Origin of the sequence: Haloarcula japonica DSM 6131, assembly GCF_000336635.1 — an archaeon.
GTDB classification, from domain to species: domain Archaea; phylum Halobacteriota; class Halobacteria; order Halobacteriales; family Haloarculaceae; genus Haloarcula; species Haloarcula japonica.
The window spans coordinates 162,339-176,554 of the sequence record NZ_AOLY01000009.1 but is presented as its reverse complement, the minus strand read 5'-3'; the positions used below and the strand labels follow the sequence as shown (position 1 = coordinate 176,554).

The following is a 14,216-nucleotide window of genomic DNA, read 5'->3' as shown; positions in this document are numbered from 1 at the left end:
GCTTCCGATGGCTCCTGCCGAAAAAAGCCCCGAAGCATCAGTAATCGGGGTTTTCCTCGCGGATGCCCTCGCGCTTGTTGACGAGGCGGGCGAGCGTGAACAGGGCGTCCGAGAGCCGGTTCAGGTAGATGATAGCCGTCTCGTTGACACCGGCCTCCTCGGCGGCGAAGGAGACACAGCGGCGCTCGGCGCGGCGACAAACGGCACGAGCGTGGTGCAGTTTCGCCCCCGGCTCCGACCCCGATGGGAGGATGAACGATTCGAGCGGGTCCAGCTCCGAATCGGCCTCGTCGATGAGGTCTTCAAGCGTCTCGACGTGGGACTCCTGTATCCGCGGGTCGTCCTCGTCCGGGCTGGGGTTGGCGAAGTCGGCCTGGACGATGTGGAGGTGGTTCTGGATGACCCGGAGCTTCTCGTCGATGTCGTCGTGACCGGTCGGCCTGACGACGCCGACCAGCGCGTTCACCTCGTCGACGGTTCCGTAGGCCTCGATACGGCGGCTGTCCTTAGAGACTCGCTCCATGTTCCGGAGGTCAGTCTGGCCCTGGTCGCCGCGACCGGTATAGATAGTCATAGCTGAATCTGGCACTGCCAGCGTCTTATAGCCGTGGGCGAATCGTTGGGGAGCGCGAGCAGCCGCTCCTCGTGGCAACTGGAAACCGCCAGTACCGCGGTCAGAGCCGGCGACGGACTTCCGAGAGCGCAGCCGGTGAGAGGTCCAGCTCTGCAAACAGCGTCTCGCGTTCGTCGTCTTCACCGTGGCCAGCGACGAAACCGTTGAGCCGGGCGGCGACCGTCGAATCGACGAACGCGCCGCCGTAGCGGTCTTCGAGTTCGTCGGCAACGACTGGCGTCGAGCGGAGTTCGTACTTCTGGTGGTAGTCTTCCGCCAGATAGAACCGGTCGAGGGTTTCGATGGCCGTCTCGACGGACTTCCCCGTCCGCGATTCGAGTTCCTCGCGCGTCTGTTCCGCAGCCTCCTGCTGCCGGTCGTTGTGGGCAAGCACCACGCCGCGGTACTGGCGCTTCAGGGGCGCGGAGAACGGCGTGTGGTTCGCCCAGAATACGTCCAGTAGCGCTTCGTAGCTTACCACGTCGGGGTCGTACTCGACCTGTACGACCTCGGTGTGGTCGCCCAGCGAGTAGTAACTGGGCTCCGGATCGGTCCCACCGGCGTAGCCGACTCGCGTCCTGACCACGCCCGGTGTCGCGCCGAAGCGGGCGTCCGGCCCCCAGAAACAGCCCATACCGAACGTCGCCGTCTCGGTCGCCGATGGCGGCAGCGATTCAGCGTCGACGGCCAGTTCGGTCGGATGGGTCGGCTCGTACGCACTCGGAGTCATACTGAAAGACAGGGGTTCGAGCGGTTTGCCTGCTTCGACGCCCCGAGTGGAACCGGGAAATTCAACTGTACCCCCGCGGAAACAACTGGGTATGGGCCTCGAACTCGAACACTACTGTCCTGAATGCGAAGAGTACCGCGACTTCTGGAAGGTCGCGAGCACGACGATGCACCTGGGGACCAAGATCAAATGGCACTGCCCTGAGTGTGATTACGGGTTCGTCCGCATCGACGGCGAAGTCGACACCGGACAGGCAGCATAGCTCTCCGGAGCGGTATAGAGACCTCTTAGCAGCCGTTTTACACCGTCCCCGAGAGATATCTGCTACCGATGAGTCTCGACCCGCACGGTGCAGGGAACGCGACTACCGAGCGAACACAGACCCCACACGACCTGTCGATGACCGTGGTTGAGTACACCGGTGAACCGGACCGCTGTACCGTGTCGCCGCGGGGGCTCTCCGGCATTGCCAAGCTGTCGACGTGGATTACTGTGGACAAGGAAATCGTCGTCGACCTAGATGCGATGCGGTGACCGAGAGTTTTTACCGGGGAACCACGGACATAGAACCGATGAGTATCGAGGTCCTACTGGTAGACGAAGACGTAGACGTTCTGGAGATCGTCGGGACGTTTCTGGGACAGGAAGACGGGTTCGAGATAACGACGGAGGCCGACCCAGAAGCGGCACTGGACCTGGCAACTGACGGTGACTTCGATGCCGTCGTCAGTGACTACAAGATGCCCCGGCTCGACGGAATGGAGTTGTGTCGCGCGCTCCGGGATAACGACGTCGACATCCCGTTTCTGCTGTTTACGGCCCGCGAACACGATGACGTCGCAGATGCCGCCGCAGAACACGGCGTCACTGCCGTGGTCCAGAAAGGAACGGGCACGGAGCAGTACAGCGTCCTCGCCGACCGGATTCGCGACACCATCTAGGCGTCTATCCGAGGCAGTTCCAGCGTGACGACCGTTCCGCCGTCCGAACTGCTACCAAAGTCAACTGTGCCGCCGTAGGTCTCGGTCACCCAGACGACCAGCCACAGGCCGAGTCCGGTCCCGTGGTGCAGTTGCGTGATCGGTTCGTCGCCGGTCACGACGTCGAGTTCGTGCTGTGGAATCCCCGGGCCGTCGTCGGCGACTGTGATCGAGACGGTGCGCGGGTCCGCCTGGACATCGATGCGGACTGACGGGTCGTCGCCAGCGTGTTCGAGGCTGTTTTCGAGGAGTTCGCTGAGGATTCGATGGAGTCGCCCGTCGCCCGCTGCAACCGTCGCATCCGGGAGGTCTGTCTCGATTCGGCCAGCGTGCTCGTCACGATACGAAGACACGATATCCGAGACAGCGGCGTGCACGTCGACTGGGTCCGTGCCGTACTGGTCGCGACGAACGGAGCGCTCCATATCGCGTGCGCGCTCGCTCAGCGACGCCATCTCCTCGGCCTTCCGCTGGAGCCTGTGAAGAATGGCGAGGCGGTCCTCGTCGCCGATTCGCTCCTCTAGCGCGTCAGCCATCCCGAGGACGACAGTCAGGTCGTTCCGGAGGTTGTGCCGGAGGACGCGGTTGAGCAGTTTCAACCGGCGCTCGCGCTCCCGCTGGTCGGTGATATCGGTGTAGATACCGAACCCGCGGACGCTGTCGCCGTCCCGGCTGTACGGCACGCCCCGGAAGAGGAAGTCACGGAACCCCGTCTCGGTCATTAGTCGGAGTTCGGTCTGGAAGGGGTCGCCGTTCGTCTGCTTGTCATCGAACCGAGGCAGTTCGTCGTGCGTGGTGTCCGGTGGGCGGAGAAGGTCGGAGAGGGGGCTGTCGACAGCCGTGTCCTGCCCGTACCCGAACACGTCGGAGAACGCGGGGTTGACTGATCTGACGACCGACTCGCCCGCAACCGTCTCCGTCTCGATGACGGCGTCGGGAAGCGTGTTGAACAGGTACGAGAACCGGTCGCGCTCGTCCTCCAGCTCCGCTCGTGCCTGCTTGAGTTCGGTCAGGTCCCGGACGACGCCGACGGTTCCGCGGAACTGGTCCGCATCGAGCAGCGACACCTCGATCTCTGCCGGACGCGTCTCTCCGTGTGCCGTTTCCAGCGCCGTTTCGAGCTTGACCGCCCCGGTTCCGCCCTGCTGACAGAGATCGCCAATACGACACGTAAACTCGTCAATCGCGTCCTGATCGAGGACAATTCGCGGGTGTTGGCCCAGAAGCGCCGCTCGCTCGTAGCCGAGCCACTCCGCGAGCGGTTCGGTGACCAGTTGGAACCGACCGTCGTCGTCGAGGACGTACATCATATCACGGACGTTCTCGACCACTGACTCGTACCGCAACAGGCTCCGCTCGCGCTCGACACGGTCGAACGCCGCGGCCGCGTTGGAGGCGAGGATCTCCGCGACGGAGACGTCCGAATCAGTGAACTCGTGGCCCCGTCTCGCACCGATGCTCACGACCCCGTGGTCGCCTATCGGGAGGTACATCGTCGCCGCAAGGGCGTCGGTGTCGTAGTTGTCGACCCGCTCGAACTCGTCGATGACTAGCGATTTGCCGCCCTGGAACGCCTCCCCGGGGAACCCCTCATCGGCGTCGTACACCGGCCGCTCCGGCACTTCGTCGCTGGCAGCGACTGGTCGGAGCGTGTCCGATTCCTCGTCGTACAGCCTGACGAGCGAGTGGTCGAACCCGAGGTCCGACTCGGTCGCCTCGATGACCGTCTCGGCGACCGCCTCGGGTGTCTGGGCCTGCATGAGCGACCGGGTCGTACCCAAGAGTCCGGATAGCGCCTTGTCACGCCGTTTCTGTTCCGTGATATCTCGAATGACGCCCGCGGTGCCGTCGAACCGTCCGTCGTCATCGTACAGCAGCGTCATATGGTCCTCAGCGGGGAACTCGCTACCCGACGCCTGCTGGATCGCCAGTTCGAACGACTCCTCGTCGTCGCGGTCCTCGAAGATCATCTCCTGAACGATTGATTCGGCGCGCTCGACGACGGCGTCGTTCTTGATGAAGCCGGTGTACGAGCCGAGGAGCTCCGACTTGGAGTAGCCCGTCAGCGCCGTCATCGCCTGGTTGACGAACTCGAAATGGCCCTCGGAGTCGAGCGCGTACACGCCGTCGTCGACCGCTTCGATGATGTTCTCGTACCGTTCGAGTTCGTCCTCGCGGTGGCGGCGTTCGAGTTCGCGATTCACCCACTCGACCAGCAGTTCGATGAACGCCGTTTCGTTCTCGGAGTACGGCGTTGCTCGGGGTGTTTCGGCACCGAAACACAGCGTCCCGTAGGGCTCGCCACCGACAGTGATGCGCCCGCCCACGTAGCAGGCGATACCGCTTTGCTCGTGGAGAGCAGCCCACCCCTCGTCCTCGGCGTCAGCAATAGTGAGTAGGTCGCCCGTCTCCAGAACCCGCCGGCAGTAGGTGTCTTCGAGGTCAGTTTGCAGGCCCGGTTCAAGTTCGGGGTGCTCGCCGGCTGTCGTCACTATCTCGTGGACATCATCCGAAACACAGCTCAGGTAACCAAACGAGAGCCCCAGTCGTTCCAGCCCGATTTCGAGCGCTCGTTCGACGGTTTCAGACTCGGAGAGCCCGCTCACCGTCGTGAGCTCTGTCAGCGCCCGGAGCGCATCGTTGTTGGTTTCGAGCGCGCGCTCGCGCTTCTTCCGGTCGGTGATGTCCGTGGCGATAGCCACGATTCGAGGTGCCTGTGCGTCCCGCTCCTGGACGATACCGCGGGTGAGAATCCACCGTGTCTCACCGTCGGCGACGGTCCGGACCGCCGTCTCGAACTGGTCGGCGGGGCCACGGACCTGCTCGAACGCCGTGTGGAGCGACGCCACATCGTCGGGGTGAACGAGCGCTTCCAGCGCCTCAAGATCACCGTCGAACGCCGCTGTCGTCGTGCCAAGCAGTTCCGCAGTCGAATCGTCCAGTGTCACCGCGTCGGTTCCGAGGTTCCACTCGTAAACGCCGGTGTTCGTTCCGTTAAGGACCAAGTCGAGTCGCTGGTTCGTCTCTTCGAGCTCGCGCTCGCGCTCCTTCCGGTCGGAGATGTCTCGGAGCACGCCGGTACAGTACCAGCGGCCGTCACGCTCGAAGTCACCGAAGGAGACGGCAACGGTCAGTTCCTCCCCGTCGGCGGTTACGAGTGGGAGTTCGAGGTACTCCCAGTCGACGTTTTGCTCGTCGGTTTGCAGGTATCGGTTCAGGCCCTCTCGGTGGGCGCTGCGCAAGTGTTCGGGAATGAGCCGCGTGAAATCGTCGCCGACCAGGTCGTCGCGGGCGTATCCCGTCAGGTCAGCGAGTCCCGCGTTGGCGTAGACGATTTCGCTCTCGGCGTCGATCGTGACGACAGCATCAGAGATGCTGCCAGCGATCGCGTCGAAGGAGTCGGCCAGTTCCGCGGGCAAGTCTGAGGACGAGTCATCACTGGTGGTCGTTAGCTCATCTGAGCCGGTCGCAGCCCTGCCCGACCGCTGTTGGGCTATCACGTCGAACACCCGGTCGGCCAGGTCCACGTCGCTCCGCGGGACGTACTCGGTGGCATTCAACTGCGTCGCGCGCGCGGCGACGACGCCGTCGGGGGCAGCCGTGGTGAGGACGACCGGGAGCATGTCATCTTCCTTGCGTATCGCCGTCAGCACGTCCAAGCCGGTTTCCTCGCCCGGCAAATCCTGTTCACAGACCACAGCGTCATAGGTCCGGTCGGCCAGTTCCGCCAGAGTGGCGGCCGCGGTGTCGACCTGTGTTACTGTGAATGACCCGTCATGGAGTGCTGTGTCCGCATCCCCGTTCGCAAGGCCAACAGACAACAGGCTCGGCGTATCGGACATAGCGTAGTGTTGTCGATGCTATTCGGTGGGGTGGCATATACGCTCGGGCGGAAGTATCAATTATCGAAACGAGCAGCTACGTGTCGTCAAGCGCCTGCCAGGAAAGCCGCGGGTTCCGGGCCGCAGTCGCCTGGTCGATGCGTTTCGCCGCTGGACGCGACGGCGCGTCGGCCAACTCGGCATCGGAATCGCCGGCCACAGCGTTGAACGCGGCCGCGAGCTGGTCAAGCGAGCGCTTGGTTTCTCCTTCCGTGGGCTCTGTCATCAGCGCCTCGTCGACGATCTCGGGCCATTTCGTCGTCGGCGGGTGGACGCCGTAGTCGAGCATCCGCTTGGCCGCATCGGCGGCGTCCTGCTCGCCCGCGCTGGCCACGAACTCGTGATGGAACGGACCAAAGGGCACCTCGTACTCAATCTGCTCGGCGAGGTAGTTCGCATTCAGGACGGCCTTCGCGCTGGCGTCTCGCAGGCCCTCGTCGCCCAGCCTGGCGATGTACGCGAAGGTCTTGAGCAGTACCGGCCAGTTGCCGTAGAAGCCGTGGATCTTCCCAATCGAGTGGTCCGGTTCGTAGTGTTCGTAGTTGCCGCCGCGCTCCCTGACGTGTGGGTTCGGGAGGAACTGGGCCAGTTCCTCGCGGACGCCGACCGGGCCGGCCCCGGGACCGCCGCCGCCGTGGGGCGTCGCGAACGTCTTGTGGACGTTGTAGTGCATCACGTCGAAGCCCATATCGCCGGGGCGAGCGCGCCCGAGCAGGGCATTGAGGTTCGCGCCGTCGTAGTACAGCAGACCGCCGGCGTCGTGGACGATGTCGGCGATGTGTTCGATATCGCGCTCGAACAGCCCCAGCGTGTTGGGGTTTGTGAGCATCAGCGCGGCGGTGTCGTCGCCGACGGCCGCCTCCAGTGCCTCGATGTCGACGCGACCGTCGTCGCCGCTCGGTAGCTCCACGACCTCGTAGCCGGCCATCGCCGCCGTCGCGAAGTTCGTGCCGTGTGCCGAGTCCGGGATGACGACCTCCGAGCGCTCGTCGTCGTTGTGATCGTGGTAGGCCTTCGCAATCTGGATTCCGGTGAACTCACCGGCCGCGCCGGCTGGTGGCTGTAGCGTCACAGCGTCCATCCCGCCGATACGACCCAGATAGTCCTGAAGCCGGTGACACAGCGCCAGCGTCCCCTGAACCGTCGAATCGGGCCGGTCCGGGTGGATCGCGGCGTCTGCCCGTGCGGCCACGTCTTCGGTGAAGGAGGGGTTGTACTTCATCGTACAGGAGCCAAGTGGGAACGGCCCGCTCTCGACGCCGTAGTTCATCTGTGAGAGGCGCGTGTAGTGGCGGGCCAGTTCGGGCTCGGCCGGGTCCGGCAGTGAGAGGCTGTCCCGCGTCAGGTCATCGGGCAGTGGCGAGTCCTCGATGTCGACCGTTTTGCTCGCCTTCTCCGAGAGCAGCGGTTCGTACAGGTCGTCGCTGTCGTCGGTCCAGCGTGCCTGGTCGTATTTCACGCGAGACACCCCCGTGTCGAGCGTGAAGCTCGTGGGACGCGGTTTGTCCCACGGTGTTTCGCCGAGTAGCACGAGGCGAAGAGACACCCCCGAGTCGAGCGTGAAGCTCGTGGGACGCGGTTTGTCCCACGGTGTTTCGCCGAACGCAGTGCGGCGAGTGTCATTTCGCCACCTCCCGGAACGCCGCGACGAACTCGTCTGTGGCATCGGCAGTGGTTTCGGTCACACATACCTGTACCAGATGGTCGTCGACCGCGTGGACCGCGAAGCCCTCGGCCGCGAGGTCGGCAACGATTGCGCTTGCGGGCTGGTCCGTGCGGGCGAGGAACTCCCGGAAGTGGTGACGGCCGTGAACCGGCGCTTTCACGCCGACGATGTCGTCGAGGCGGCCGGCCAGGTCACGGGCGCGGGTCACGCAGTCCTCGGCGAGTTCGACCAGCCCGTCCGGGCCGAGCCACGCGGCGTGCATCGCGGTCCGGAGCGCGACCCACGCCTGGTTCGTGCAGATGTTTGAGGTAGCCCGCTCCTTGCGGATGTGCTGCTCCCGGGTCTGGAGTGTTAGCGTGTACGCGCGGCGGTCGGCGGCGTCTTCGCTGGCCCCGACGAGCCGGCCGGGGACCTGCCGCAGATACTCCTCGCGGGTGACGAACATTCCGAGGCCGAATCCGTATGCCGTGCCGGTCCCCAGCGACGCGGCGTCGCCGACGACCACGTCGGCTCCGACATCGGCCGGCCGCTCCAGCAGGCACAAAGCTATTGGGTCCGAGCCGATGCAGAACAGCGCCTCATGTTCGTGGGCAAGGTCGCCGATAGCGTCGAGGCGCTCCTCGATAACGCCCCGGACCGTCGGCGACTCGGCGTACACCATCGCGGTGTCGTCGCCGATCTGGTCGGACAGTGCCGGCACGTCGACGACGCCGTCAGTCATCGGGTAGGGTTCGACCGTGAGGTCCGGCCCTTCAGTGTAGTTCGACAGGACGGCGCGTTTGCCCTCCCGGAGGTGTTCGGGAACCAGAATCCGGTCACCGGACACCGAGCGGACGCGCTGGGAGAGCGTCGCAGCCTCGCCCAGTGCCGTCGCGTCGTCGTACATCGAGCAGTTGGCGACGTCAAGGCCCGTGAGCTCGACCAGCATCGACTGGAACTCGAACAACGCTTGGAGAAAGCCCTGTGCGACCTCGGGCTGATACTGCGTATATGAGGTCAGGAACTCCGAGCGGCTGGCGAGGTCGTCGACGACGCTCGGGACGTAATGGTCGTAGTGGCCACGGCCGAGAAACTCGGAGAGGTCGGCGTTACGACCCAGGAGGCGAGCGACTTCCCGACGCGTCGCCCGTTCGCTCCGGGTGTCGATGCCGAACTCCCCGTCGAAGGCGACGGACTCGGGAACGTCGAACAGGGATTCGAGGTCGTCGGCCCCGACTGCATCGAGCATCGCCGCGGTCTCTGCGGCCGTCTGCGGTGCGTACGGACTGCCTGTCGCATGTGAATCACTATCGCTCATTGGAGAACCACCCAGTAGCGCCGGGGTGACATGATATCGGCAGCTAACGACCGTGTCCACATTAGGTTACTCCTTTCACCCCCGTAGGGACCGCTGCCACCGGGGGTTACTCGATCTGGTCGCGGTACGCGTCGGGTGAGAGCAGGTCGGCGGTTTCGCTCTCGTCGGCTACCTCGACCTCGAGCATCCAGCCGTCACCGAACGGGTCCTCGTTCAGCAGCTCCGGTTCGTCGCGGAGTCGGTCGTTGACTGCTGTGACGGTGCCGGAGACGGGGGCGTACACGTCGGACACAGCCTTGATGGACTCCACGACGCCGAAGTCCTCGCCAGCTGTCAGCTCCGCCCCTTCCTCGGGCAGCTCGACGAACACCACGTCGCCGAGTTCGTCCTGTGCGAACGCCGTGATTCCGATCTCGGCAGTGTCGCCGGCGACGCGTACCCATTCGTGTGACTCCAGATATCGCAGGTCGTCGGGAACGTCGAAACTCATCTATCGAGGAATGGTGTGCTCCTGGTACGTGCTTTCTTCGGTTCGCCGCGGACGACGACGCGGACGGACTCGTCTGGTTCGGCGTACGCCGCCGGGACGTAGGCGAGAGCAATCGGTGCTCCGAGCGTCGGACTCATCGTTCCGCTGGTAACGTGCCCGATGGGCTCTCCGTCAGGAGTCGTCACGTCGTACCCGTGGCGCGGGACGCCGCGGTCGATGAGTTCGATGCCGATGAGCTTCTCTTCGGGGCCCTCCGCGGCGACGCCCTCCAGTGCGTCCCGACCGACGAACTCCGTATCGAGCGCGACCGTCCAGCCGATGCCGGCCTCGTATGGTGTTCTGGGCTCATCGACCGGATGGAACTCCTGACCGGAGAGCAGAAAGCCCATTTCTAGGCGGAGGGTGTCGCGCGCGCCGAGCCCGCAGGGCTGGCACTCCAACGCGTCCCAGACCACCTCGGCACCGTCGGGCGGACAGAGGATTTCGAAGCCGCGTTCGCCGGTGTAGCCCGTCCGAGCGATCAGCGAGTCGATGCCGGCGACAGTCCCGTCAGCCACCTCGAACCGCGACAGGGCAGCGAGGGAGACATCCGTCTCGGCCGCCAGCAGGTCCGGCGCGTCAGGCCCCTGAACGGCGAGCATCGCGTACTCCTCGGTCCGGTTCGTCACCGTCGCGTCGAGCCCCCGCCCGTCCCGCTCAGAGAGCCACCGTTCGGTCATCTCTCCGTCGTGCCCGGCGTTCGGGATGAATAGGAACTCATCGGCTGCGCCTTCCGGCAGCCGGTAGACGACGGTGTCGTCCAGCATGATTCCGTCCTCGTCTGTGATGGCCGCGTAGTGGGCCTCGCCCGGGTCCAACACGGTCACGTCGTTTGTAGTCAGCCGCTGTGTCAGCGTCGCCGCGTCCGGACCGGCCACGGTTATCTGTCCCATGTGCGAAACGTCGAACTTCCCGGCCTCGTTTCGGACTGCCTCGTGTTCGATGCGGATCGATTCGAACTCGACCGGCATCTCCCACCCGCCGAAATCAGTGAACGAAGCGTCAGATCGCCGGTGAACCGCAGAGAGCGGTGGTGCCCGCAGTGTCATACCCGGCTTGTCGAACCGAGTGGTCTTACCGTTTGGCCCTTCACCGCCTGTGGGCCGCTGATAAACCAGATACCACGATATCAAATTGGGGATTGCGCCAGACAGGACGACAAGACCGGGACAGAAAATAAGCCGTCGTCTTCGTTACTCGCTTCGCGCCAGCGGGAACACGAGTTCGACCCGCGTTCCGTCATGGTCCTCATCGATTGTCACGGACCCACCGAGGCGTCGGACAAGCCACGTAACCGCCCACAGTCCGAGTCCACGGCTGTGTGCCACTGGCCCCTCGGTTTCCGAGGCCAGGACATTGCGTTCCATATCTGGGATACCGGACCCGTCGGTATCGACGCTGACTGTCACTTGGCCCGACGGGGTCTCTTCGGTCGTAAGCTTGACCGTCGGATCGGGCAGATCGCTGTATTCGATGGCGTTTTCGACAAGGATCTCAAGTATCAGGTCGATAGCCATCCTGTCGCCCGATACTTCCGCGTCGGTCGGCACAACTTCAATGGTAGCTTCGGGATACTGCGGTGTGAATTCGTCCCGGATATCGGTGAGGGCCTGCTGGAGGTGAAGTGTCCCACTCCGGAGATCCCGTTCGATGACCCGGTCGAACGTCCGTGCTCGCTCGGCCAACGAGTCAAGTTCTTTCGAGGCCTTTTCGATTCTGTCGATGTGTCCGCTGGCAGCGCCAACGGAAAAATCAGGCGAGCCGAGTTCTTCTTTGAGGAGTCTCGAATTACCCCGTATCACGGTCAGCTTGTTTCGGATGTTGTGCCGGAGAATCCGACTCATGACCATGAGCCGCTGCTCTCGCTCTTTATCCTGCGTGATGTCGCGAACGATGCCTCGTAGTTTCGGTGTCCCGTCCCGGACCGTTTTTTCCGCCCGGAGTCGGAACCACCGCTCGGTTCCGTCAGCGGTCTGGCGGCGTGCCTCCAACTCCATCGGTTCGCCGGTTTCACGACAGGTCTCGATAGCGTCGCGAACGGCCGCTCTATCGTTGGGGTGATACTGCTCAAGGGCCTCTTCAAGCGTCGGATTGTACTCCGGTGTTCCATAGAGGCGCTTCATCCCGGCAGTTCCCGCTATCATATCCGTCTCCAGATCGAGCTCCCACCCGCCAACGTCAGCCAAGGTCTCGGTCCCGACGAGCCACTCCAGTTGTTCCTCCCGCTGTTTCAATCCCGTTGCGTCGTCAAGACCAACGACGACCCGCTCGATGGTTCCGTCATCACCGAATATCGGCGCGGCATTGCTCGAAAGCCACCGCTCGCTCCCGTTGTCGAGTTTTATCCAGTGCTCGAATCCGAACACCGGTTCGCCCGATTCGAACACCTGCGTAACCAGATGGTCCGATTCAGGGATCGGGGTCCCGTCTTCGTAGAAGATATTCCACTCCGGTTGGTTATATCGCCGCTGAGGGATTTTCTCGCGTTCGAGACCGAGTAGCTCCTCGGCGCGGTCGTTAGCCAGCGAAATTCTGCCGGACCGTTCTACGACGACGATACCGACGGGGCTGACCTCGAACACCCGCTCAATGAGGGCTTGCTTTTCTCGCCGCTGCTTACGCTGTGTGATATCTTCCGCCAGCCATAGCACGCGTTCGGCGTCGTTACCGCCGACCGGCGTGACGCGCGCCTCGAAGTGTCGCTCTCTGTGGTCGAGTGATAGCTGATACTCGATGTGCCGCTGTTCACCTGTTTCTAAAACGTCCTCGATAATCGCGTAAAACTGGTCAGCCTGTGCTGTAGAGAACACGTCCCAGAGATCTGTTCCCAGCAGTGTTTCCGGATCTTTGAAAAATAATGCCCCGTTGTGGGCGTTGTGGATGACATCGACAAAAGAGCCGTCAGCGTTTAGTACGATAGCCGGATCGGAAATTATCTCACAGAGTCCGTTTAGCACGTCTCGGTCGTGAAGAGGTTCGTTGCTCATATGTCAAATTACACTTGCTGCTGGCCAACTCCGCACGGAAATACGTCCGTAACGTCTGGTAGGTATCGTCCTAAGTGTTACCATATTATTCTATATAGCGGGGAGCAGTTTACAGAGCGAAGCGGCACGCATAAGCGGGCCGGGCGGCGAAAGGGGCGCATGAAGCTGTTCCGTCGGATATTCGAGGAGAAAGACCCGAAACAGCGCGTTGGACTGTTCGTCGACGGGCCGAACGTGCTCAGATCTGAGTTCGATGTCGACCTCGACGAGGTCCGGGATACCGCGGCCGAGTACGGCCCGTTGTCGGTCACTCGCCTCTACGTTGACCAGAACGCCTCGCCGGGACTGATTCAGGCCGCCGAGGCCAGGGGTTTCGAGGTTCGGACCACCAGCGGTGACGTTGATGTCCGACTCGCCGTTGACGCGACTGATGCCGTCGCCTCGGGACAAATCAACGTACTAGCCGTCGCCTCGCGGGACACGGATTTCAAGCCAGCGCTGGAAGTAGCCGCCCGGGAGGGGGTCAGAACGGTCGCCATCGCGCCGGGTGAGTACGGCCGCTCCGACGCGTTACGCAACGCGGCTGAAGACGCAGTGACACTTTAGATCCGAAGTCCGTGACGCCAACTGTTTTTTCGGCCAGTGCCATTGAGCATCTATGGACATCGACGACACGCCGGTACTGGACAACCATCTCCACCTCGATCCGGTCAACGGACGGAACGTCGCGGCAGCCGAGGAGTTCGCGTCTCAGGGCGGAACACACCTGCTGGTGCTCAACAAGCCGTCGTGGCACCTCGTCGAGAAGGGCACCGACGAGGCAATCTTCCGCGAGGTGTTCGACCTCACCGTGGAGGCCGCCGCCGCAGCGACCGAGGTGCTGGACGGTCGCGCCTGGCCCGTCCTCGGTGTCCACCCGGCGCTGATTTCGAAACTCGTCGGCGACGGCTACACGCCGCCGGAAGCGCGAGATATCATGCAGACTGGCCTCGATGTGGCGGCGGAGTACGTCGATAGCGGTGATGCGCTCGCGATGAAGTCCGGCCGTCCACACTACGACGTAGACGACGCTGTCTGGGAAGCCGCGAACGAAGTGATGTGTCACGGGTTCGAACGCGCCGCCGACGTTGGTTGTGCGATACAACTCCATACAGAAGGCGGCGAAGACTTCGAAGACGTTGCTCGCTGGGCCGAAGACCGTGGCCTCGACCGCATGCAGGTCGTCAAACACTACTCCGGGGGCCGACTCCGTGGCCCGGTCAAATCAGTACTTGCAGACAAAGACGAACTGGAAACCGCAGTCGAGACTGACGAACCGTTCCTGATGGAGACCGACTACATCGACGATCCGGACCGCCCCGGCGCGGTGCTTGGACCGAAGACCGTGCCGCGGCGCGTCCGCTGGCTACTCGAAAACGGGCACGAAGACGCGGTCAGAACAGCACACGTCGAGACACCGAAGGCGGTGTACGGCATCGACACGGAAGCGACGCTGGGGCGGTAAGCGGTGACAAAAACGGCCGCGAGAGACGA

13 protein-coding genes are annotated in these 14,216 nt (G+C 63.4%); 5 read left to right on the top strand and 8 right to left on the bottom strand.

The genetic code is table 11. The annotated features are described in order from the left end of the window. Nucleotides 1-37 precede the first annotated feature (37 nt). Nucleotides 38-574 carry a cob(I)yrinic acid a,c-diamide adenosyltransferase gene (locus tag C444_RS06200; protein ID WP_004591648.1) on the bottom strand — a complete coding sequence of 179 codons (537 nt, stop codon included), beginning with the start codon at nt 572-574 and terminating at the stop codon, nt 38-40. Between the two features lie 100 nt (nt 575-674). Then, a complete protein-coding gene (gene msrA, locus C444_RS06195) occupies nt 675-1,343 on the bottom strand; it encodes a peptide-methionine (S)-S-oxide reductase MsrA (protein ID WP_004591647.1) in 669 nt (222 codons plus the stop codon). A 91-nt stretch (nt 1,344-1,434) separates the two neighbouring features. Between msrA and C444_RS22210 the strand changes: the two genes are divergently transcribed. The 3 genes from C444_RS22210 (at nt 1,435) to C444_RS06185 (ending at nt 2,284) form a co-directional block, all read left to right on the top strand. Further along, complete coding sequence (locus C444_RS22210; protein ID WP_004591646.1) at nt 1,435-1,605, top strand: DUF7838 family putative zinc beta-ribbon protein; 171 nt, start codon at nt 1,435-1,437, stop codon at nt 1,603-1,605. A 68-nt stretch (nt 1,606-1,673) separates the two neighbouring features. Then, nucleotides 1,674-1,877, top strand: a complete 204-nt coding sequence (locus C444_RS06190; protein ID WP_004591645.1) for a DUF7511 domain-containing protein — start codon at nt 1,674-1,676, stop codon at nt 1,875-1,877. A 38-nt stretch (nt 1,878-1,915) separates the two neighbouring features. After that, on the top strand, nt 1,916-2,284 hold the full coding sequence (locus C444_RS06185; protein ID WP_004591644.1) for a response regulator: 369 nt from the start codon (nt 1,916-1,918) through the stop codon (nt 2,282-2,284). On the opposite strand, the gene C444_RS06180 is transcribed toward C444_RS06185, so the two are convergent. The 6 genes from C444_RS06180 to C444_RS06155 form a co-directional block, all read right to left on the bottom strand. Beyond that, nucleotides 2,281-6,165, bottom strand: a complete 3,885-nt coding sequence (locus C444_RS06180; protein WP_004591643.1) for a PAS domain S-box protein — start codon at nt 6,163-6,165, stop codon at nt 2,281-2,283. The two genes, C444_RS06185 and C444_RS06180, sit on opposite strands and share 4 nt — an antisense overlap. A 76-nt stretch (nt 6,166-6,241) precedes the next feature. After that, on the bottom strand, nt 6,242-7,663 hold the full coding sequence (gene gcvPB, locus C444_RS06175; protein WP_049909232.1) for an aminomethyl-transferring glycine dehydrogenase subunit GcvPB: 1,422 nt from the start codon (nt 7,661-7,663) through the stop codon (nt 6,242-6,244). A 160-nt stretch (nt 7,664-7,823) separates the two neighbouring features. Continuing rightward, nucleotides 7,824-9,167: an aminomethyl-transferring glycine dehydrogenase subunit GcvPA gene (gene gcvPA, locus C444_RS06170; protein ID WP_004591640.1), complete on the bottom strand. Its 1,344-nt coding sequence runs from the start codon at nt 9,165-9,167 to the stop codon at nt 7,824-7,826. A gap of 106 nt (nt 9,168-9,273) precedes the next feature. After that, nucleotides 9,274-9,657: a glycine cleavage system protein GcvH gene (gene gcvH / locus C444_RS06165; protein WP_004591638.1), complete on the bottom strand. Its 384-nt coding sequence runs from the start codon at nt 9,655-9,657 to the stop codon at nt 9,274-9,276. Then, nucleotides 9,654-10,745: a glycine cleavage system aminomethyltransferase GcvT gene (gene gcvT / locus C444_RS06160; protein ID WP_004591636.1), complete on the bottom strand. Its 1,092-nt coding sequence runs from the start codon at nt 10,743-10,745 to the stop codon at nt 9,654-9,656. The genes gcvH and gcvT overlap by 4 nt, the downstream gene beginning before the upstream one ends. A 144-nt stretch (nt 10,746-10,889) precedes the next feature. Further along, nucleotides 10,890-12,683 (bottom strand): PAS domain-containing sensor histidine kinase, encoded by a 1,794-nt coding sequence (locus C444_RS06155; protein ID WP_004591634.1) that lies wholly within the window; start codon nt 12,681-12,683, stop codon nt 10,890-10,892. 159 nt (nt 12,684-12,842) lie between these two features. On the opposite strand from C444_RS06155, the gene C444_RS06150 reads away from it, so the two are divergent. Together C444_RS06150 and C444_RS06145 are read left to right on the top strand one after the other, a co-directional pair. After that, nucleotides 12,843-13,289 (top strand): NYN domain-containing protein, encoded by a 447-nt coding sequence (locus C444_RS06150; protein ID WP_004591633.1) that lies wholly within the window; start codon nt 12,843-12,845, stop codon nt 13,287-13,289. 52 nt (nt 13,290-13,341) lie between these two features. Further along, nucleotides 13,342-14,187, top strand: a complete 846-nt coding sequence (locus C444_RS06145; protein ID WP_004591631.1) for a TatD family hydrolase — start codon at nt 13,342-13,344, stop codon at nt 14,185-14,187. The last annotated feature ends 29 nt before the right edge of the window (nt 14,188-14,216 follow it).